Genomic DNA, 20,268 nt, shown 5'->3' with positions numbered 1-20,268 from the left:
GACCGTTTTATCGACACTGGCCTGACTGGTCATCGCACATTCACGGTTCAGGAAGAACCGGTAGCGCAGTGGATAAAGGAGGCCTCAATGGCAGAACAAGTCAGCGATTTCATCATCGGTCGGCTACAGGCATGGGGCATCACCCGGATATTTGGCTACTCCGGTGACGGCAATAACGGGCTCATGGGCGCGTTGAACCGTGCCGAAGGGGCGATCGACTTCATTCAGCCAAGGCACGAGGAAATGGCTGCCTTCATGGCTTGCGGGCACGCCAAGTTTACCGGCGAAGTCGGTATCTGCATGGCGACCTCGGGCCCTGGAGCGATCCATCTGCTCAATGGGCTCTACGATGCAAAGAAGGATCACGTGCCGGTGGTTGCCATCGTCGGACAGCAGGCCAGGACGGCGCTCGGCGGCGAATACCAGCAGGAGGTGGATCTGGTATCGCTGTTCAAGGATGTCGCCGGCGATTACGTGCACATGGCGACAAGCCCGGGGCAGGTTCGTCATCTGATCGATCGTGCCGTGCGCATCGCCCATGGTGAGCGTACCGTCACCGCCATCGTCGTGCCCAACGACCTGCAGTCCCAGCAGGCCGTCGAAGTACCCGCGCATGCCCATGGCACCGTACATTCCGGGATTGGCTACACCTCGGCCAGCATCACGCCTGACGCTCGGGCACTCGCCCAGGCGGCAGAGGTGCTGAACGCGGGCAAGCGGGTTGCCATTCTCGTGGGCGCCGGGGCCAGAGGCGCGGAGCGGGAACTCGAGGAAGTCGCCGGCCTGCTCGGTGCCGGCGTTGCCAAGGCCCTTCTGGGGCGAGACGTACTGCCGGACGACCTGCCCTATGTCACCGGATCCATCGGCCTGCTGGGCACCAACCCCAGCTGGATCCTGATGTCCGAATGCGACACCTTGCTGATGATCGGCTCGAGCTTCCCCTATTCGGAATTCCTGCCGAAGGAAGGTCAGGCTCGCGGGGTACAGATCGATATCGAACCCCGCATGCTCGGGATGCGCTACCCGATGGAGGTCAATCTCAACGGTGATAGCGTGAGCACGCTCCAGGCGCTACTGCCGCTGCTCAAACGCAAGACCGACCGCCACTGGCAGCGCTCCATCGAGTCCGCCGTCGCCGAATGGTGGAAGCTGCTGGAAAAACGCGCCATGAGCGACGCCGACCCCATCAATCCGCAACGCGTGTTCTGGGAAGCTTCCGAACGCCTGCCCGACCGTTGCCTGCTGACCTGTGACTCCGGCTCGGCAGCCAACTGGTACGCCCGCGACCTTCGTTTTCGCGAAGGGATGCGAGGCTCGGTATCGGGTGGCCTGGCAACCATGGGCAACGCGGTGCCCTACGCGATCGCGGCAAAATTCGCCTTTCCCGATCGGGTCTCGATCGCTTTCGTCGGCGACGGTGCCATGCAGATGAACGGCAACGCGGAACTGATCACGGTCAGCAAGTACTGGCACCGCTGGGACGATCCACGGCTCATCGTGGTCGTGCTCAACAATCGCGATCTCAACCAGGTGACCTGGGAGATGCGCGTGCAGGACGGCGACCCCAAATACGAAGCCTCGCAGGATCTGCCGGCGTTCTCCTACGCCCGCTACGCCGCGTCGCTGGGACTGGTCGGGATCGAGGTGACGACGCCGGAGCAGATCGGCGATGCCTGGGACCAGGCACTCGGCAGCGACCGGCCAACGGTGCTCGATTTTCATACCGACCCGGACATTCCGCCCATCCCGCCCCATATCGCCAAGGAGCAGGCAAAGGCCTACATGTCGGCGCTGCTGCACGGCGACCCGGATGCCCTGGATACCATCAAGGCATCGGTCAAGCAGTTCTCGAAAAGCTTCATCGCCAAGACACCTTGATCGGGATGCATGAATGAGCCGCTACCAGGAAGCTCCCCGGGCAAACCGGGACTGTACGCTCGCGTTGATTCAGGAAGGGTACGGTTATATCGGATCGCAGTGCGATCGGCTGGGTAGCGATGTATTCCGTTCCCGGCTCATGTTGCAGAAGACCCTGTTCCTGCGGGGCGAGGAAGCCGCCCGGCTGTTCTACGACCAGGATCGCCTGACCCGAGAGCAGGCGGCTCCCAAACGGATGCAGAAGACGCTCTTTGGCGTCGGCGGCGTCCAGGGGCTCGAGGGCGAATCCCATCGGCGCCGCAAGGCGATGTTTCTCGCCTTCATGTCCCAGGCGCGAATCGACGACCTGCTCCATCTCGTCGAGCAGTCCTGGCAGGCGCGAATGCCCCACTGGCAATCCGGTGCGTCTCTCGTATTGCTGGACGAGTTCCATCAAATGCTCTGTCGCGCCGCCTGCGACTGGTGCGGTATCGCACTGAAAGAGAAGCATGTGGCGGGGTTGACGCAAAGTCTCGTGCTGATGATAGAGGGTGGAGGCAGCGTCGGCCCCAAGCACTGGAAAGCCCGTCGCGCCCGCCACCGGACCGAAAACACCTTGATGTCGATGATCGATGACTATCGGCGGCGCCCCGAATCGGTCGATCCCGCTCTCCCCCTGCCCGCCTTTGCCGACTTCCGGGACGAGACTGGCGCACGACTCCCCAGCCGTATCGTGGCCGTCGAGCTTCTCAATTTGATCCGTCCGATCGTGGCCGTCGCGCGCTACATGGTCTTCACCGTGCTGGCGATGCATGAGCATCCCGACAGCCTCGCAAAGCTGCAGCAGACGGCCGAAAGGAGCGCCTACCGCCGTGGCTTCATCGAGGAGGTTCGGCGCTACTATCCCTTCTTTCCCTTCCTGATCGCGCGAGTCAGGCAGGATTTCGTCTGGCGTGACTACCGTTTCCATCACGGCTGGCAAGTCGTGCTGGACCTTTACGGCACCAACCACGACCCCAACCGCTGGGACGAACCCGATCGATTCCTGCCGGAGCGCTTCGAGCAGGAAAGCGAAGACTGCCATCGCTTCGCCACGATCCCGCAAGGCGGCGGCGAGTACGCCACCGGACACCGCTGCCCCGGGGAGTGGATCACGCTGGCGCTGATGGACTTGACCCTCGACAAGTTCGCGCATCAATTACGCTATCGCGTCCCGGACCAGGACCTTTCGATAGCTCTGACCCGCATGCCCGCCAATCCGCGTAGTGGGCTCGTCATTGACCGAGTCGACCGCATCGACTGAAGTCCGATACCCGCCAACGACGATGCCCCAGGCGCCTCAGGCGCGAAAGCGGCGGGTACTGTCCTGGCGTGCTTTCGAGCACATGTGCTCCCTTTTGCCATCCATTAGCAAAACTAATCCATGTTATGGTTATCTCATGATCTGAAACTATCATTAAATTTCGCCAATTAGCCAATCTCTTTTGATAGAGCTTTCATGAAATATGCCATCCAAGTATCAAAAGACAAAGCTGGCTATATCGCATTATGCCGAGAGTTTCCCAAGTTCGTTGCTACATCGAAATGTCTCGAAGACCTGTCTCAATTGACCGTTAAAAACCTGAGCGCAATCATCAAAGATTGTCTCGCCACGTCAGAGCATATTCCTCACAGCGTGGTGACGGATGAGGCAAGACACATCTGGTATCCTTCCATCAGCATTCGCTTGAAAGTGGCCATCTCGAACGGTCTCATCGACAAAGGCTGGTCGCGGGACGATTTCGCCGGCGCCATGGGATTGACGCTCTCCAGCATGAACAATTTTTTCGATAGCGAGATCAGTACGCGCCTTTCCACTCTCGATAGAGCCTTTCGTGTTCTCGGCCTCTACCCGCATCTGGATATCATCGAATCACCAGGCGATCTCTTCCTGGATTACAGCGAGTCTCACGCCGACAGCGAGACCCAGTCGACGTCTTAACCCAGATCAATGTTCGATCGTTCGCACCCTAGCCTATCGGTGAATCCTGACTAGGCTGAGCGTAGCTAAGGAAGCACTGAATCAATGCCTGCGGGCAATGGCTGCGTGCGTGATGCCGGGGCGCCAGTTCGATCGGAACCCTCGCCTGTCTCCTATAGACATCGGTTCCTGCGCTCCGCACACCTTGCGTTTTATCCGTACACCTTGCGCTTTACGCCGCCCGCTCATTGATTCAGCGCCTCCTCATCCTACAAAAGTGCTAAACGACCGTGACCGGGTGGACGAGCAATGGCGCAGTGCAAGCTATATGTCAACGACGAGACGCTGACCGGAGAGTCGGGCGTCTCTCTCGTCGATTTCCTCGAACAAAACGACATCGACATTCCCCATGTCTGTTACCTGAAGACGCTGGGCCCTATTCAGACTTGCGATACCTGCTGGGTGGAGATCGACGGTGAACTCAAGCGTAGTTGTGCCGTGAAGAGCGAAGCGGGCATGACGATTCACACCGACTCTTCGAAGGCAAGAGCCGCCCGAGAAGAGGGGATGGATCGCCTGCTGTCGAAGCACGAACTCTATTGCACGGTATGCGAGAACAACAACGGCGACTGCACCTTGCATAACACGGTCGCCGATATGGGAATCGACATCCAGCGCTACGACTACCAGCGCAAACCCTACCAAAAAGACACTTCCAGCCCGTTCTACACCTACGATCCCGATCAGTGCATTCTCTGCGGTCGCTGTGTCGAAGCGTGTCAGAACATCGAGGTCAACGAGACGCTGTCGATCGATTACAGCATGGAGAACCCGCGGGTGCTGTGGGATGGCGGCGAGCTGATCGACGAATCGAGCTGCGTCCACTGCGGTCACTGCGTCACGGTCTGCCCGTGTAACGCCCTGCTGGAAAACAGCATGCACGAAAACACCGGCCCGTTCACGTTCATGCCCAAGCAGCTCAAGCGCTCGATGATCGATCTGACCAAGCAGGTCGAGAAGACCACCGGTGCCCAGCTGATCACCGGCGTTTCGGTCATGGACATGGAATGGCGCCAGCCGGAAATCAAGCGCACCAAGACCGTCTGCACCTATTGCGGCGTGGGCTGCTCCTTCGAGATGTGGACGCGAGACCGTCACATTCTCAAGATCCAGCCGGTGGAAGACGCGCCGGTCAACGGGATATCGACCTGCATCAAGGGCAAGTTCGCCTGGGACTTCGTCAATTCGGACCGGCGCCTGAAGAAGCCACTGATCCGCGAAAACGGCGCCTTTCGCGAAGCGAGCTGGGAAGAGGCGCTGGACCTGGTGGCACGCCGGCTGCTCGAGGTGCGCGACACCTATGGCTCGGACAGCGTCGGCATCATCGGCTCCAGCAAGGCCAGCAACGAAGAAGCCTACCTGGCGCAAAAGCTGGCCCGGCAGATCATCGGCACCAACAACATCGACAATTCTTCGCGCTACTGTCAGAGCCCCGCCTCCACCGGCCTCAAGCGCACCACGGGCTACGGCGCGGATGCCGGCCGGGTCGAGGACCTGCAGCTGGCCGATGTGGTGATCATGGTGGGCAGCAACACCGCCGAGAGCCACCCGGTCATCGCCTCGCGCCTGAAGTCGGCGCACAAGCAGGGCAATCAGAAGCATATCGTCGTCGACACCCGCAAACACGAGATGGCAGACCGCGCCGACCGCTTCCTGCAGCCGCGCGCCGGGACCGATCTCGCCTGGGTCCTGGCGATCACGCGCTATCAGTTCGATCACGGCTATGCCGATCTCGACTTTCTGGAACGGCGCGTCTCCGGCGTGGACGAATTCCGCCGATCGCTCGAACCCTATACGCTCGAATTCGCCGCCGAGGTCACCGGGCTCTCGCTGGAGACGCTGACCGAACTGGCGGAAACCGTCGGCCGCGCCGAACGGCTCTGCATCGTCTGGGCAATGGGCATCACCCAGCACGTCCATGGCACGGACACCAGCTCGGCCTTCGCCAACCTGCTGCTGACCACCGGCAACTATGGCCGTCTGGGCACCGGCGGCTACCCCATGCGCGGCCACAACAACGTGCAGGGCGCGAGCGACTTCGGCTGCCTGCGCAACACCTATCCCGGCTACGACTCGGTCACCGACGACGCAGTGCGCGAGCGCTGGGCCAAAGGCTGGGGCGTCGACAAGGAGACGCTCCCCGGCGAGGTGGGCGAAGGCAACTTCCTGATGGTGCAGGCGGCCGACAAGGGCGAGCTCAAGGCGATGTACGTGATGGGCGAGGAGACGGCCTTCTCGGACGCCGATACCAACAACGTTCACGAGGCCTTCAGCAATCTCGATTTTCTCGTCGTCCAGGACATGTTCGTCAGCCGCACGGCGCAGTTCGCCGATGTGGTGCTGCCGGCCTGCCCCAGCGTCGAAAAGGAAGGCACCTTCGTCAACACCGAGCGCCGCATCCAGCGCTTCTATGAAGTCATGCCACCCCTGGGAGACAGCCGCCCCGACTGGCAGATACTGACCGAGCTGGCCAACCGGATGGGCTATGACTGGGATTACAGCCACCCTTCCGACATCATGGCCGAGTGCGCGTCCATCTCGCCGCTCTTTGCCGGCGTCACCTATGAACGCCTGGCCGGCTGGAACTCCCTGCTGTGGCCGGTCGACGCCGATGGCACCGACTCTCCCTACCTTTTCCGCGACTCCTTCCCGCAGGATGACGGCAAGGCCAAGCTCTACGTGGTGGAGTGGCGGCCGCCGGCGGAATCCAACGACGACGACTACCCGTTCATGCTCGATAACGGCCGCCTGCTGGAGCACTTCCAGAGCATGAACCAGAGCGGCCAGACGGTAGGCACCCTGGAGCAGGTTCCCGAGTGGTTCGTCGAGGTCGGCGAGGACACGGCCCGCGAGATGGATCTCGAAGACGGTAGCTGGGTCCGCGTCTCGTCCCGACGCGGCAGCCTGGAGGTGAAGGTCTGCGTCACCGATCGGGTAAGCGGCCATACGCTGTTCATGCCGATTCACCAGGGCAAGCCGGGCCTGAACCTGCTGACGGGCGAACACCACGACCCTGATGTCGACACGCCGGCCTACAAGGAAACCGCGGTCAGGCTGGAACCGCTGCCCCGAGAGAAAGGCGAACCGCCCCTCCCCCGCAACAACTTTCGCTACGGCCACCGCACGCCGATCGACGGCGTCCCGGTCGAGGTCAAGTGGATGCAGGAGGACTATCGTCAGCCACCGCAACACCAATCGCATCCGGAGAAGAGCTGATGGCAGAACGTATCGACTACACGCCACCGCCCAACGGCGATCTCGATCCCAGTGCCCAGCAGGAGTGGGAACGCCTACTTGAGGGCCTACACGAGCATGGCTTCCTGCGCTTTGCCAACGATCTGGTCCGCAGCAATACCCAGCTGGCGCAGATACTCACCAACGCGCTCAGCCGCGAGGGGTCGCTGAATGCCATTCAGAACCTCTCTTCACTACTGATCGCGCTTTCCAGCATTCCGCCCGGGCAGTTCCACAAGACGGTCTACGCCGCGCGGGATGCGTTCGTCGCCATGGAGACGGAGGTTCGCTCGGAGCGTGAACACGACAAGGCGCCCGGCTTCAGCGGCGCCTTCCGTCTGCTCAAGGACGAAGAGCTGTGGCACGCGCTGACGCCCTTGATCGGCGGGCTGAAGACATTCACCGAGCGTCTGGATCGCGATGTCGAACGGCCGGTTTCCGACCGCACGGGCAAGCCCAGCGACTTTCAATAGGCGACCGATCAATAGGCGGCCGATGCGCCGCTCCTGAAAGGGTAACCAGCCATGTTCTCGTTGGACACGCTCGATCTCGCACGTCTGCAGTTCGCCAGCACCCTGCTGTTCCACATCATCTTTCTGGCACTGAGCATCGGCCTGTCCACCTACCTCGCCTTTCTGCGCTGCATGGCGGCGTGGAAAGGCGATGCGGTCTACATGGCGCTGTACCACTACTGGTTGCCCCACTTCACCGCCAACTATGGCGCCGGCGTGGTATCCGGCGTGGTCATGGCCTTCGAGCTGGGGCTCAACTGGCAGGGGTTTACCCGCGCCGCCGGCGGCATCAACGGGGTGCTGCTGAGCTACGAAGTGGTGACGGCGTTCTTCCTGGAGGCGACGTTCTTCGGCCTGATGATCTTCGGCGAAGGCAAGATCGGCACCCGCATGCACTGCTTCTCGGCGATCATGGTGGCTGTGGGCGCCTACCTCTCCTCGTTCTGGATCCTCGCTTCCAACAGCTGGATGCAGACGCCGGCAGGCTACGGGCGCGATGGCAGCACCTTCATCCCCGTCGACTGGTTCCAGGTGATCTTCAGCCCCTCCTCGATCTACCGTCTCGTCCACATGTCGCTGGCCGCGATGATCGCCACTGCCTTCGTCGTGGCCGCCATCGCGGCCTGGCACCTGCTCAAGGACCGCACCGACCCCGTCTCCCGCAAGATGCTGTCGATGGCGCTGTGGATGCTGACCTTCGTGGTGCCGCTGCAGATCGTGGCGGGCGATCTCCACGGGCTGAATACGCTCGAGAACCAGCCGGTCAAGGTGGCGGCCATGGAGGCCTACTGGGAGCACAAGCCGGAGCGCGGCGGCATGCCGATGGTCGTTGCCGCCTGGCCGGACAGCGACAGCGAGAGCAACCGCTTCGTATTGGAAATTCCCCGGCTCAGCAGCCTCTATCTCACCCACAGCCTGACGGAAAAGATCCAGCCGCTGACGGACTGGCCCGAGGCGGAACGCCCCAACGTGCCGCTGGTCTTCTGGTCCTTCCGGCTCATGGTCTATACCGGCTTCACCATGCTCGGCATCGTCGCGGTGTCGCTCTATCTCCGCCACCGACGGTCGCTTTTCGATGCCCGCTGGTTCCTGCGGGCGATGACCCTGACCCTGCCGGTGGGCCTCATCGCCATCGAGGCCGGCTGGATCACCACCGAAGCCGGCCGCCAGCCCTGGATCATCTACGGCGAGATGACGACACAGGAAGCCGTGACGCCCTATGGCACCTGGCAGCTCATCTCGAGCCTCGCCGTGCTGTGGACGATCTACACGCTGGTGTCCGGGGCGGGAACCTACCTGTTCTTCAAGCTCACGCGGCGTTCACCGCGCGCCATGTTGGCGAAAGACGATAACGGGGCCTCCTGATGGATACGCTGGCAACGGTACTCTACATCCTGATCGCCCTGGCGCTTTCCATCTACTTCCTGCTGGATGGCTACACGCTGGGTGTGGGCCTGAACATGCCCTTTCTCGGCCACAAGCAGGTTCGGGAACACGCCATCCATTCCGTCATCCCGTTCTGGGATGCCAACCAGACCTGGCTGGTCTTCGCGGTTTCGGCGCTGTACGGCGCCTTTCCGGCGCTCTATTCGACGATACTGCCAGCCTTCTACATCGAGATCGTCGTGCTGCTGATGCTGCTGTTCGTGCGCGGCATCGTGTTCGAATTCTATGAAAAGTTCTCGCGCCCTGCGCTCTTCCAGACACTGCTGTTTCTGACCGCCCTGGCCGCCGCCTATCTCCAGGGCGCCATCGCCACGCAGCTTCTCATGGGCCAGGGGCTCTCGGACGAACCTGGCCATGGCGACATCTGGCAATATGAAAGCGCCCTTGGCGGCGCCGTGTTCATCCTGGGCTATGCCGTGCTGGGCAGTGCCTGGCTGCGCATGACAATCTCCCAGACTAGCACCGGCAAGCAGTCGGCCTACCGCCTGACGCTGGGCATCGTGGCGCTCCTCATGCTCGTTCTCTGGATCGTCGTCTGTCTGATCGAGCAGCCGCTGCTCGCCTCTCGGGTAGGAGAACGAGGCGGCATCATCGCCGGGCTCTCCGCCGTCGGCATCGTGGGCGCCGTACTCGCCAGACGTCTTACCAATAACCGTACGGCATCCTTTTTATGGGCCGCGTGCTCGGTGCTGCTGTTGACCTCGATCGTCTATGTCTGTATCTACCCCGATCTCCTGATCGGCAGTCCGGCGGAGGAAGGCGCGATTGCCTCGCATGCCAGCCTGCTGTTCCTCCTGGTCGGACTCGCGATAGCGCTGCCACTGATCGTGACCTATACCCTGTACAGCTATCGCTCTCTCCTGAAGTCTTGAGGCAGTCGGCAAACCAGCATCCACATGGCGTCAGACTGTGCCTGACCTGATAAAAGTATCAGCTTTTCGGCACGGTTATCTTCCCGATCAGGGGCCAGCCATTCGCGGGTAAATTCAGCGCTGCCATGAACAAAACAATGCCGAAAGCGGCCTCTTCGTCTTCAACATCGAGCAACGCATTTTAGCGATGCTTCGATATGAATAAGGGAATACGTCCTTCGATCCCCCTTCGATCCATGAGGATTGTTGATGCCGATTAATCATGCCCGCTGCATCAGCTTTAAACTGGAGACAAACTGACCGATTCTGTCTCGGGAATGTCTTCACTCAGGAGCAACGTGATGAACCGACAGACGGATGGGTCCAAAGGGACTGAAACAGAGCGTCAGCAAGCCAAGAAGGCGATGGACAAGGATACCCCCAATGCTGCCGAAGGCCGTAAAGCGGCACAATCCCATCACGAGGAGCCGACACCCTATCGCCCGGATGAAAACGTCGATAATCAAAAGTCTGCCAAGTCACGGCATACGCCCCACCATAACGACACGGTGAAGGAGACGCCCGTTCCTGGCGCCCAGCTCGCCAAGGAGAAGAAGGCCCACAAGTCCAACATCAATGACAAGGCCGATAAAGCGGACCCCAAGGCGAGCGGCTAGCGAATCTTGGCGCGCCTTCTTATAGAACCGAGTCGAATCGAGTCGAGTCATCCCGTCGTCCAGCACGAGATAAGCCATGAACGAAGAAACCCGTCAGAATCTTGCCCTGGGCCTGATATCAGTCCGCGATAATCAAAGTTCTCCGGTAGCACCCGGCGTGACGCAACTGACGCTCAAGTTTGTCAATATCTGCTTCGTGGCGGAGCCAAGCCAGGATCGCTGGGTGCTGGTCGATGCTGCGCTCCCCAGGCAAGAGGGAAAAATCATCGCCTGGGCCAAACGGCTCTTCGGCGATCGGGCACCCGCGGCAATCATCCTGACACATGGCCACTTCGACCATATCGGCTCGGCGCTGGCGCTCAGTCGCCACTGGCAGGTGCCGCTGTACGCGCATGCGCTGGAGTTCCCGTATCTGACCGGCTCGATGCCTTATCCACCAGCGGACGCCTCGGCGGGAGGCGGCGTCATCTCGCGCCTCTCCCCGCTGTTCTCGCGAGGCCCTTATCATTTCAACGACGTTCTCTCTCCGCTACCGGAGGACGGCTCGGTTCCCGGGCTGGATTCTTGGCGCTGGCTGGCGACGCCGGGCCATTCGCCGGGGCATGTCTCGCTATTCAGGCAGGAAGACAAGACGTTGATCGCGGGGGATGCCTTCGTGACCGTACAGCAGGAATCTCTCGGCCAGGTCATCCTGCAACGGGCCAAACTGAGCGGGCCACCGCGCTACTTCACCCACGACTGGAGGCAGGCCTTCGAGTCCATCAGGCGACTCGCGAAGCTGTCACCGGCGATGGCGACGACGGGTCATGGCCCGCCGGTCGGTGGTGCCCTTCTGACCAACGGGCTGGAGCACATTCTCAACCATTTCCATGCCGATCACATGCCGAAGCATACGTTCATGCACTAATCTGTCGAGAATCTGCCGAGCCGGGTCTGCGTCATCGGTCCCGGTTCCGCGAGCCAGGCGAGTCAAATGCGTTAGGTGTCAGATGAGCCAGGCGAGTACTCCAGGACGACGTTCTCCTCTTCATCCACGATCGTCAATTTACAGGGCGTCGACTTCTTGACCTTGCCGATCATCCCTTCCCATTTCGGGGAGGATTTCGACGTACCCATGATGATCGTATCGACCTCCAGCCGCCGGGCCTCTTCAGCGATCGTCTCGGAAAGCTTCCCAGCCTTTACGACGAAATTCACGGCCGCCATGGGTTCGTTCAAACGGTCCCACCGAGCTTCCAGAAACGCTTCGGCGCGCGCGAGATCTTCGCTATCCAGAGCATGGGTGGCGGCGCCTGTCGCAGCGCCCAGAACATCTCCCGTCTCGCTGGGCTCGACGACATGCAGCAGATAAAGTCGAGTATGTTCATGTTGGGCAATGCCTCTCGCCCTTCGCAAGGCCGCCATGGATGCCGGATTTTTTCCCATGGGAATGAGGATCGAATTCTGCATTGTCGCCTCTCGTTGTCATCTCGTTATCGAGTATAGCGAGCGTCCTTTCCTCCTCGTTAATCCGGATTAACCGCATAAAACCCTTCCCCGCTTTCCGTTACGCTTCGGCACACACCACGACGCCATTCGCCACGGCGACTTCCTGTCGCTACGGTTCTGCTTCCGTTTGCTACCGCCCTCTGCAACCCATACCGGCAGCCACGGGCCATTGCTCGGCTAACGGAGCCTTGCTCGACTGACGAGGCCTTGCTCGACTGACGAGGCCTGGCTCGGCCAACGTCTCGCGGGCCGAGGGTATCGCCGTGCTCGTGGTGGTGGTCGGCGGATTCACGTTACGCTATCCGGATCTTCAGGCATCGAGAGACGTCTTATGCAAGGCCGAAACATGACGCGCTGGCGCGATCCCAAGAAAGACCCGCGTCAGGAAAAGAAAAGCAACCTGATCACCCCGCAGGGATTCGATCGACTGCAGGGCATCCACGACCATCTGTCACGTGTCAAACGGCCCCAGCTATCGGCGAAAGTCGGTGAGGCCGCCGCCCTGGGCGACCGTAGCGAAAACGCGGATTACACCTACAACAAGAAAGAGCTCAATCGCGTCATCGCGCGGATTCGCTACCTGCGTAAACGCCTGGACGAGCTGCAGGTCGTCGACCGTTTGCCGGCCGATACCGGCAAGGTCTACTTCGGTGCCTACGTGACGCTGGAAGACGACGAGGGCGAAGAACTGTCGATACGCCTGGTCGGCCACGACGAGACCGATACCGACAAGCACTGGATCAGCGTCGACGCCCCCCTCGCCCGGGCATTGCTGGGGAAAGGGCTCGATGATGATGTCGTGGTCGCTGCCCCGGGTGGCGAGATCCACTATATCGTGACCGACATCGCCTACTCGGATCGCGACCATTGAAACGAGAAGACGCTGAAAACGCGCCGGTAATTCAAAAAATCCGCGAGGCGGTCGATAGAGGGTCAAAGGGCCAGCCAACCTGGCCCGACAGATCAAAATGACAGGGACCCACTGAGGACAGCCATGCCGAACGCCTCCGAATCACCAGCAACCTCGGTGTTGTTCGCACGGCAGCCGATCTTCGATGCCTCGCTCGAAATCGTCGCCTTCGAGTTGCTGTTTCGGCCGACCGATGGCGGGCCGATGCCGATATCATTCGATGGCAACCGAGCGACCAGCACCGTCTTGCTGAATGCCTTCACCCAGAGCGATCTGGAGACGGTCAGTCAAGGGAAGCCGCTATACGTCAATTTTACCGCGACGACGCTGCGCGATGATCTGCCATTCGACCCTGCCTGCCTGGTCATCGAGCTACTCGAGGACATTCCGTTCGACGACGCCATCCGTGACCGACTGGTGCTGCTACGCCAGCAAGGCTTCACCATCGCCCTGGATGACTACGCCGAGGAGGATATCGAGCATCCTTATCTCCCCCTCGTGGATATCGTCAAGCTCGAGTATCCACACTACTGCGACGATGCATTCGAGCGTATCGTGCAGCAGCTACGTCAACGCTATCCGCATCTCAAGATACTGGCCGAAAAGCTGGAGACGGCAACCGAGCTCAGTTGCTGCCAGCGTGCCGGTTGCGATCTGTTCCAAGGCTACTTTCTCGCCCGCCCCCAGATCGTTCACGGCGCCACGTTGGTCACCGACCGCATCGCCATACTCAAACTCATCGCCACGCTCAGCAAGCCGGACGTGAGCGTGCGCGAGATATCCACCGCCATCGAGTACGACCCTACGCTTGGCGTGCGTCTACTCAGGCTGGTCAACAACACCAAACAACGCCAGGCCGATATCACCTCCCTGGAGCAAGCCGTTGGCCTGGTCGGCCCGCAACGCATCCGCAGTCTGGCGACGCTGTTGGCACTGTCCGAGATGGAAGACAAGCCGGAGTCACTGCCGCAGTCGGCGCTGGCGCGCGCCTGCCTGTGTCGGGAACTCGCGGCGGGCGATCCCGCGCTGGCCGAGAAAGCCTTCATCTCGGGCCTGTTTTCCTACCTGGAGGCCTTCTTCGATCGCCCACTGGTGGAACTCGTCGAGTCGCTGCCGCTGCACGCGTCGATCACCAGAGCACTGCTGACCCGCGCCGGCCCGGTGGGCGCGCTGCTGGAGACCGCCATCCGGCTGGAAAGCGAGTCATGGGACGAAATTACCTGGCCTCGGCTGCAGTTGATCGGCATTCAGGCCGAAGACGTCCGGGCCGCCGATCGGCGCGCTCGCCAGACGGCCCGAGAGCTACAGGCTAACGCCAGGCCTTGATGGCGCGATAGACGCGAAAGCGCCGGTTGTCGGCCAGGATCTCGAAGCTGCCAAATGCGGCCTCGAGCCAGTCCGGGTACGGCAGAAACGCATTGGCGACCAGCGTCAGGCTGCCGCCATCGACCAGATGCGCCGGCGCCTCGCGGATCAGTCGCTCGGCGGGGCCGTAATCGACCGCACGCTGCTGATGGAACGGCGGATTGCTGACGATGGCTTCGAAGGTGCCCTCCAGCTGGCGATAGACATTGCTCTGGACGACCGTTCCGGTCAACTGATTGGCCGCCAGCGTGCGGCGGGTCGCCTCGACTGCGAACTCGTTGATGTCCACCGCCGTGACCTCGCAGCCCTGCCGTGCCAGCCACGCCGCCAGAATGCCGTCGCCACAGCCGACATCCAGCGCCCGCAGCGATGCACCACCGCGCGCCGGTAACGGCGACTGCTGCAACGCCTCCATCAACAGCCGCGTGCCCTCGTCGAGCTTGCCATGACCGAAAACGCCGGGATGGGTCTCAAGCGTTAGCCCTTCTGCCGTGAACGTCTGCCAGACCGCATCCGGATCGCGAACGGGTTCGACCGTGCGGGTGGCGAACAGCGTGCAGCGACGCGCCGTATCCAGCTTGCGGCATTCCTGCTGAAAGCCTTCCAGTATCTTCGGCACCCGCTTGATGCCGCCCTGGTTCTCGCCGACGATTTGCAGCGGCGTGCCGACAGGCAAGGACGCATTCAGTGCCGCCAGCCACCATTCGCCCAGGGCATGGCTCTTGGGCCAGAACAGCACCGCCCCCGGCACCTTGGCCGGCGGCGCGCTCAGGGCGCCGTAGGCTGGCCGGCCGGCCTGACGCCAGGCGTCGCAGACATCCAGCTCCGCGCTCCAGACGCTGCCCTCGCCGGACTCGAGCCAGCCATCGCGGGGCGGCGCCACCCACAGCCAGCCGCGATAATCCGCATCCTGGCGGGCAAGCAGTTGACACGCCGGGGGTTGCGTCGACATCAGTACGTCTCCTCTGGGCCCGCGCTGTCGGCGTGCCGAATCATGTAGTGAAGGTAGCGCCCCAGGCGCCAGTGGGGCTCGACCTGGCAGTAGCGCTTCTCGAGCTCGATGATCGTCTCGAGCTGTTCCTCGCTCGGCGAGCGTTCCCGCAGGTAATCGTGAAAGATCCGGATACCGGCGACGCTTTCGATCACCAGCCCCTCTTCCCGGCACCAGCGTTCGATATCGGCATGCGTCAGCGGCGAGATCGGCGTCAACCGCTGGCGCTGGCCGGTGCCGGAGAGCCGATCCTCCAGCGCCTTGTCGAGGTTGCCCTTGACCACGTTGGAAAAACGCAGCGCATCGCGGTTGAACACCATCAGCGACAGGCGACCGCCCGGCGCCAGCAGGGATTTCAGCGTGGCAACCGCCTGACGCGGCTGGGCCAGCCACTCCAGCACCGCGTGACACACGATCAGCGGCCACGGCCCCGGCGCCAGCTCCGGCAATGCCTGGATCGGCGCCTGCAGCGCCCGGATGGGCAACTCGCCGAATTCGGCTCGCGCATGCGCCAGCATCTCCGCGGAAGGCTCCGCCAGCGTGACATCATGCCCCCGCTCCGCCAGCCACACGCTCATCTGGCCGAGGCCACCGCCTACATCCAGCGCGGGCGCACCGTCCTGCGGCAAGGCGTGCGACAGCACCTGATCGAGCACCGCCAGGCGGATCTGGCCGCGCGCCGTGGCATAGAGGCTGTTGGCGAACTTGTCGGCCAGACCGTCGAAGATCCGGTCCTGCCCCACGGGGATATCGTTGCCGTGTCGCGGGCTCGCGGCGGGCAGCTCGGAAGCGTCATCAGAACTAGGCATGAGAACACGGCATGAGATAGGGATGGCTCGAATCGGAAAGGCGGCATTGTATCAACGCCAACGCAGAGCGTCCCGACGCAATGGCTCCAGCGGGTTTATCTCGGCGAATCCGGCGCTTATACTATGCGCCGCTCGAGACACATGCTTCGCTCGACGAACAGCGGTAGTGCTGTCCTGCCTCCCGCCCCCATAGCTCAGCTGGATAGAGCGTCCCCCTCCTAAGGGGAAGGTCTCAGGTTCGAATCCTGATGGGGGCACCAATTAAATCAACAACTTATCTATAAAACTCTTTCTACTCAGCTTAGTCCCACCAGCCGTGCCCCAACAGTACCCCAACAAGATTGCCTGCTGCATTTTGCTCGCAACAAAGCTGCCAGTCTCTATCAAGTCCGCAGAAACTGCCATGGTCAGGCGTTACGAGATTGCCGGCTGAAGTCAGGTATTGACCAAAGCCTGGGATTCAATTGGCGCATCCACCACTCATGGTTGCCATGCATGGTCATCTTCAACTCGACATACCCCATGGGCCATGGCTCTATCGCTGGCGATCAAGCCCTGAGCTTTTTTAAAGAAAAAACCCTAAATTAGCGATCATCTCTGCCGATCAAGGCAAAACCATTACGTTCCGAGCCGGCACCGGAGCGCGCAGGATTAACAACCATGGCGGTACCTAACGCTCCATGGCCCAGGAGAAAACGATCATGAACTGGCTGCCAACGCTTTTCGAGACCTGGCTGCGCGAAGCATCCTCGAACACTGTAACCGGGATTTTCTTTTCGCTGATCATGGCTTGCTTCGTGATCAGCCTGTACTGCTACAAGCAGGACAAGCTGCGAAGCCTGACCCACTACACCCCGAATCTGCTGACTTCGCTGGGGATGCTCGGCACCTTCATCGGGATCGTGATTGGCCTGTTGCATTTCGACCCCAATGACATTGACGGCAGCATCAGTCTGCTGCTGGGCGGCCTACAAACGGCCTTCATGACCAGCCTGTTCGGCATGGGCATGACCATTATCTACAAGTTCTTTATCAGCGTGCCTCAGATGCAGCCGAGGGCAGATCTGGCTACCGGCCCGGACGAAATCGGTCCAGAGCATATCCATCAGTTGATGCGCGAGCAGAACGACAACCTCGATCGGCTGCGCCATGCCATCGCCGGTGATGACAGCGACACCCTGATGGGGCAGATTCGGCTGATGCGTCAGAGCCAGGATGATGGCCAGCAGCGTCTGGTGCGCGAAGTCAGCCGCCAGGCCGAGGCGGTCGAGCAGCTCGGCCGACACGCCGAAACTCAGCGCACGCGCTTCGATGAGTTCGCTCGCGAGCTAAGCCAGCAGATGCATGACTTCGCCGAGATGATGTCGAAGTCCGCTACCGAGCAGGTTATAGAAGCACTCAACAAAGTCATCAGGGATTTCAACGAAAAGCTTACCGAACAATTCGGAAAGAACTTTGAAGAACTGAATGATGCTGTGAAATTAATGGTGGAGTGGCAGGAGAACTACCGACAGCAGCTCACTGAAATGCGCGATCAGTACGCCCAAGGCGTTACCGCCATCAGTGACACCGAGAAGAGCGTCGCCAATATCAGCGTCAGCGCTGGCGCCATCCCCCAAGCAATGGCCGGATTGGAGACCCTGCTGACCACTACCCAGCGTCAGTTGGCGGACCTCGAAGCCCATCTCTCGGCCTTCGCTGACATGCGCGATCGCGCCATCGAGGCGGTGCCGGAAATCAACGCTCAGGTCGAGAAGACCGTCGCCGATATTTCCCAGGCAGCCCTTTCCGCCGCCAGCCAACTGGTCAGTGGTAGCGAAAGTCTCAAGAAAGAGCTTGTTGAGGGTTCAGCGAACATCAATGCCGAGATGATCGATGGGGCCTCCGGTCTTAATGAACGCTACAACAGCGTGCATGAAACCCTGCAGGGCACTTCGGACCATCTCTCTATCCAGGCCGAACAGATAACCATCCGCCTGACCGAAGGCAACGAGCGCATCGCCAGTCAATTGGAGGATCAGCATCGCAGGACGGCTGAACTTTTCGAGGGGCTGCATGCCACGCTGGAGAAAAATGCGACCCAGCTCAACGAAGGTGCCGAGCGTCTGAGCGAAACACATCGCATGGGCATAGAGCACGCCGAGCAGCAGGTGAAGACGCTGATCGACCAACTGAGCCAGCACTCCAGTCAGTTGGCCCGCCAGTTGGGCGAAGCTGGCGAAGAAACTCAAAGCCAGCTGCGTCAAAGCCAGGCCCTGACCCAGGAGCAACTCGAAAACCTGCAGTCACAGCACCGCAAGGCGCTGGAAGAGGCCTCACAGCAGTATCAGAATCAGCTGAACAGTACCCAGCAACAGTTCAATGGCATCCTTCAGGAAATCGCCCAAACAACGTCGGCCTCACTTGATAACCAGATCAAGGCACTCGATGACAGCATGCAGGAAGAACTCACCCGCGCCCTGACTCAAATGGGTAACCAACTGGCACAGATCACCGGACGCTTTACCGAAGATTACTCCAGGCTGACCAATGAGATGCAGAAAGTCGTGAATCAGGCATCGCAGGCAGGCGTCTATCAATGAGCCGTCTCGACACCATCTTCGGTCGCGGCAGCGCGACCGGTAGCGAGGACGAGCACCACTGGCTGAGTGTCTCGGATCTGATGGCCGGCCTGATGATGGTCTTTCTACTGATCTCCATTGCATTGATGCAGCATGCGCTCAAGGAGCGTGATCGGGTCACTCAGGTCGCTGAAGCTTATCAACAAACCCAAGTGGCGATCTATCAGGCACTGATGAACGAATTCGACGACGATCTGGCAGCATGGCAGGCCGAAATCGATTCCGACACCCTGGCGCTGACCTTCCAGTCCCCCGAAGTACTATTTGCTACCGGCTCAGCTGATTTACGCCCGCGTTTCGAGCAGATCCTGTCAGACTTCTATCCGCGCTATCTCAAGGTGCTCGAACCCTTTCACGGCAACATCGACGAGATCCGTATCGAAGGGCATACATCTAGCCTCTGGAATCAGAGCGTAGATGCGGACACTGCTTACTTTCTCAATATGCAGCTATCCCAGGATCGCACCCGATCGGTTCTCAGCTATCTCTATGAATTGCCCAACACCCAGGCCGACAAGGCCTGGGTGAAGAAGACCACGGCAGCAGTAGGCTTCTCCTCTGCACACCCTATTCTGGATGATTCAGGGGCTGAGGATGAAGAGCGCTCCCGACGTGTCAGTTTCCGCATCATGACCAATGCCGAAAGTCAGATACGCGCGATTCTCGGTGAGATCGAGCCATGAAACTGGAGCTGAATCTTTCAGCCTTGGTCGAGGCGGTGCGCCCTGTTTCAACCCCAGGCTATCGCCCGCTATCGCTGACTCTCGATTTACCACCATTCCCGCCTAGAGTGCTGTCAGCGCAACCAACGTCTCAAGGAGAGCTACCTGTCGTAGATACAGGCGGAGAAGAAATTACCTGGCAGGAATTCGAAGAAGTCGAGGGCCCGGGCGGCCTACTGCAGAAAAACAGCCAGCAAATCATGATGTACATGCCCAGCCACTATCCGGCGCGTTATGAAAATGCACTTCTGGACGGCAAAGAGGGCAATAGGATTCATGTAGCTTTCTGTTCTCATCTGGAAAAGATGAAAGCGAGTGGCAAGTTCGACAGCAAGTACTTTGCTACTCAGGACCTTCACGGCGCATTTCGCATCTATGAAAACTTTAGCTCACGTGTAGGCGATGCAGAGCTCAAAGTCTGCAAGCTTTGTCTGCGCAAGCTGAACTACAAGGGCTATCTTGCGCCGGGGCGAGGCAAGAGCGATATTTTTCGAAACTTCTCCTACGAATTCTTCTTTGAAGAATACGAGTCTTTCTTTCCTTCTCATCCGATGCGCAACATGGGCAACGAGCGGGATCGCGGCTATACGGAAGATTGGTCCAGAATCTCACTGAACTACCGCGCCTCTTGCCACTACCCCGCCTCATTCACGAGGGTGCTGATTGAGCGGTCTGAAGGTACTGACTGGTGGCATCGCTTATCAGGATCGGCTTCTTCAGCGCGAATAGCTGTTGAGTAATGCCAAAACGCTGAAATTTCCCCGC

General features: G+C 60.4%; 17 protein-coding genes and 1 tRNA gene. 15 read left to right on the top strand and 3 right to left on the bottom strand.

Annotated elements, in window-relative coordinates:
- Window positions 1-87: 87 nt before the first annotated feature.
- The 9 genes from R3F72_RS15175 (at window position 88) to R3F72_RS15135 (ending at window position 11,504) form a co-directional block, all read left to right on the top strand.
- On the top strand, window positions 88-1,878 hold the full coding sequence (locus tag R3F72_RS15175; protein ID WP_332780078.1) for a thiamine pyrophosphate-requiring protein: 1,791 nt from the start codon (window positions 88-90) through the stop codon (window positions 1,876-1,878).
- A gap of 13 nt (window positions 1,879-1,891) precedes the next feature.
- Window positions 1,892-3,160: a cytochrome P450 gene (locus R3F72_RS15170; protein ID WP_332780077.1), complete on the top strand. Its 1,269-nt coding sequence runs from the start codon at window positions 1,892-1,894 to the stop codon at window positions 3,158-3,160.
- A 195-nt stretch (window positions 3,161-3,355) separates the two neighbouring features.
- A complete protein-coding gene (locus R3F72_RS15165) occupies window positions 3,356-3,838 on the top strand; it encodes a hypothetical protein (RefSeq protein ID WP_143543294.1) in 483 nt (160 codons plus the stop codon).
- A 288-nt stretch (window positions 3,839-4,126) separates the two neighbouring features.
- The gene (gene fdhF, locus R3F72_RS15160; RefSeq protein ID WP_332780076.1) at window positions 4,127-7,093 is read left to right on the top strand and encodes a formate dehydrogenase subunit alpha; all 2,967 of its coding nucleotides are present in this window, start codon (window positions 4,127-4,129) and stop codon (window positions 7,091-7,093) included.
- On the top strand, window positions 7,093-7,584 hold the full coding sequence (locus tag R3F72_RS15155; RefSeq protein WP_087720026.1) for a hypothetical protein: 492 nt from the start codon (window positions 7,093-7,095) through the stop codon (window positions 7,582-7,584). Before fdhF ends, R3F72_RS15155 begins: the two co-directional genes overlap by 1 nt.
- Before the next feature lie 51 nt (window positions 7,585-7,635).
- Window positions 7,636-8,988 (top strand): cytochrome ubiquinol oxidase subunit I, encoded by a 1,353-nt coding sequence (locus R3F72_RS15150; RefSeq protein ID WP_087720025.1) that lies wholly within the window; start codon window positions 7,636-7,638, stop codon window positions 8,986-8,988.
- Window positions 8,988-9,941: a cytochrome d ubiquinol oxidase subunit II gene (locus R3F72_RS15145; RefSeq protein WP_332780075.1), complete on the top strand. Its 954-nt coding sequence runs from the start codon at window positions 8,988-8,990 to the stop codon at window positions 9,939-9,941. The genes R3F72_RS15150 and R3F72_RS15145 overlap by 1 nt, the downstream gene beginning before the upstream one ends.
- Window positions 9,942-10,282: 341 nt before the next feature.
- On the top strand, window positions 10,283-10,597 hold the full coding sequence (locus R3F72_RS15140) for a hypothetical protein (protein WP_087720023.1): 315 nt from the start codon (window positions 10,283-10,285) through the stop codon (window positions 10,595-10,597).
- 76 nt (window positions 10,598-10,673) lie between these two features.
- The gene (locus R3F72_RS15135) at window positions 10,674-11,504 is read left to right on the top strand and encodes an MBL fold metallo-hydrolase (protein ID WP_087720022.1); all 831 of its coding nucleotides are present in this window, start codon (window positions 10,674-10,676) and stop codon (window positions 11,502-11,504) included.
- A 71-nt stretch (window positions 11,505-11,575) separates the two neighbouring features.
- Here R3F72_RS15135 and R3F72_RS15130 read toward each other — a convergent pair whose 3' ends face one another.
- Complete coding sequence (locus R3F72_RS15130; protein ID WP_332780074.1) at window positions 11,576-12,046, bottom strand: universal stress protein; 471 nt, start codon at window positions 12,044-12,046, stop codon at window positions 11,576-11,578.
- 370 nt (window positions 12,047-12,416) lie between these two features.
- Between R3F72_RS15130 and greB the strand changes: the two genes are divergently transcribed.
- On the top strand, window positions 12,417-12,956 hold the full coding sequence (gene greB, locus R3F72_RS15125) for a transcription elongation factor GreB (RefSeq protein ID WP_332780073.1): 540 nt from the start codon (window positions 12,417-12,419) through the stop codon (window positions 12,954-12,956).
- Between the two features lie 123 nt (window positions 12,957-13,079).
- Window positions 13,080-14,321: an EAL and HDOD domain-containing protein gene (locus tag R3F72_RS15120; protein ID WP_332780072.1), complete on the top strand. Its 1,242-nt coding sequence runs from the start codon at window positions 13,080-13,082 to the stop codon at window positions 14,319-14,321.
- Here the strand turns inward: R3F72_RS15120 and R3F72_RS15115 are convergent.
- Both R3F72_RS15115 and R3F72_RS15110 read right to left on the bottom strand, forming a co-directional pair.
- On the bottom strand, window positions 14,305-15,312 hold the full coding sequence (locus R3F72_RS15115) for a methyltransferase (protein ID WP_332780071.1): 1,008 nt from the start codon (window positions 15,310-15,312) through the stop codon (window positions 14,305-14,307). The two genes, R3F72_RS15120 and R3F72_RS15115, sit on opposite strands and share 17 nt — an antisense overlap.
- Complete coding sequence (locus R3F72_RS15110) at window positions 15,312-16,160, bottom strand: methyltransferase domain-containing protein (RefSeq protein WP_332780070.1); 849 nt, start codon at window positions 16,158-16,160, stop codon at window positions 15,312-15,314. Before R3F72_RS15110 ends, R3F72_RS15115 begins: the two co-directional genes overlap by 1 nt.
- A 183-nt stretch (window positions 16,161-16,343) precedes the next feature.
- Between R3F72_RS15110 and R3F72_RS15105 the strand changes: the two genes are divergently transcribed.
- The 4 genes from R3F72_RS15105 to R3F72_RS15090 all read left to right on the top strand — a co-directional run bounded on the left by R3F72_RS15105 (window position 16,344) and on the right by R3F72_RS15090 (window position 20,243).
- Window positions 16,344-16,420: transfer RNA gene (locus R3F72_RS15105), tRNA-Arg, on the top strand.
- Between the two features lie 441 nt (window positions 16,421-16,861).
- Entirely contained in the window at window positions 16,862-18,742 is a 1,881-nt protein-coding gene (locus R3F72_RS15100; protein WP_332780069.1) for a hypothetical protein, read from the top strand.
- On the top strand, window positions 18,739-19,464 hold the full coding sequence (locus R3F72_RS15095; protein ID WP_332780068.1) for an OmpA/MotB family protein: 726 nt from the start codon (window positions 18,739-18,741) through the stop codon (window positions 19,462-19,464). Before R3F72_RS15100 ends, R3F72_RS15095 begins: the two co-directional genes overlap by 4 nt.
- Entirely contained in the window at window positions 19,461-20,243 is a 783-nt protein-coding gene (locus R3F72_RS15090) for a hypothetical protein (protein WP_332780067.1), read from the top strand. Before R3F72_RS15095 ends, R3F72_RS15090 begins: the two co-directional genes overlap by 4 nt.
- The last annotated feature ends 25 nt before the right edge of the window (window positions 20,244-20,268 follow it).

Source organism: Salinicola sp. 4072 (assembly GCF_036663415.1).
Lineage (GTDB): Bacteria > Pseudomonadota > Gammaproteobacteria > Pseudomonadales > Halomonadaceae > Salinicola > Salinicola salarius_A.
Note: the sequence above shows the minus strand (reverse complement) of the source record. Positions and strands in the feature narration are given on the sequence as shown.

Bases quoted from the DNA above. Each gene is read 5' to 3' on its own strand.
- R3F72_RS15175 (WP_332780078.1), top strand. From the start codon at position 88: ATGGCAGAACAAGTCAGCGATTTCATCATCGGTCGGCTACAGGCATGG.
- R3F72_RS15170 (WP_332780077.1), top strand. From the start codon at position 1,892: ATGAGCCGCTACCAGGAAGCTCCCCGGGCAAACCGGGACTGTACGCTC.
- R3F72_RS15165 (WP_143543294.1), top strand. From the start codon at position 3,356: ATGAAATATGCCATCCAAGTATCAAAAGACAAAGCTGGCTATATCGCA.
- fdhF (WP_332780076.1), top strand. From the start codon at position 4,127: ATGGCGCAGTGCAAGCTATATGTCAACGACGAGACGCTGACCGGAGAG.
- R3F72_RS15155 (WP_087720026.1), top strand. From the start codon at position 7,093: ATGGCAGAACGTATCGACTACACGCCACCGCCCAACGGCGATCTCGAT.
- R3F72_RS15150 (WP_087720025.1), top strand. From the start codon at position 7,636: ATGTTCTCGTTGGACACGCTCGATCTCGCACGTCTGCAGTTCGCCAGC.
- R3F72_RS15145 (WP_332780075.1), top strand. From the start codon at position 8,988: ATGGATACGCTGGCAACGGTACTCTACATCCTGATCGCCCTGGCGCTT.
- R3F72_RS15140 (WP_087720023.1), top strand. From the start codon at position 10,283: ATGAACCGACAGACGGATGGGTCCAAAGGGACTGAAACAGAGCGTCAG.
- R3F72_RS15135 (WP_087720022.1), top strand. From the start codon at position 10,674: ATGAACGAAGAAACCCGTCAGAATCTTGCCCTGGGCCTGATATCAGTC.
- R3F72_RS15130 (WP_332780074.1), bottom strand. From the start codon at position 12,046: ATGCAGAATTCGATCCTCATTCCCATGGGAAAAAATCCGGCATCCATG.
- greB (WP_332780073.1), top strand. From the start codon at position 12,417: ATGCAAGGCCGAAACATGACGCGCTGGCGCGATCCCAAGAAAGACCCG.
- R3F72_RS15120 (WP_332780072.1), top strand. From the start codon at position 13,080: ATGCCGAACGCCTCCGAATCACCAGCAACCTCGGTGTTGTTCGCACGG.
- R3F72_RS15115 (WP_332780071.1), bottom strand. From the start codon at position 15,312: ATGTCGACGCAACCCCCGGCGTGTCAACTGCTTGCCCGCCAGGATGCG.
- R3F72_RS15110 (WP_332780070.1), bottom strand. From the start codon at position 16,160: ATGCCTAGTTCTGATGACGCTTCCGAGCTGCCCGCCGCGAGCCCGCGA.
- R3F72_RS15100 (WP_332780069.1), top strand. From the start codon at position 16,862: ATGAACTGGCTGCCAACGCTTTTCGAGACCTGGCTGCGCGAAGCATCC.
- R3F72_RS15095 (WP_332780068.1), top strand. From the start codon at position 18,739: ATGAGCCGTCTCGACACCATCTTCGGTCGCGGCAGCGCGACCGGTAGC.
- R3F72_RS15090 (WP_332780067.1), top strand. From the start codon at position 19,461: ATGAAACTGGAGCTGAATCTTTCAGCCTTGGTCGAGGCGGTGCGCCCT.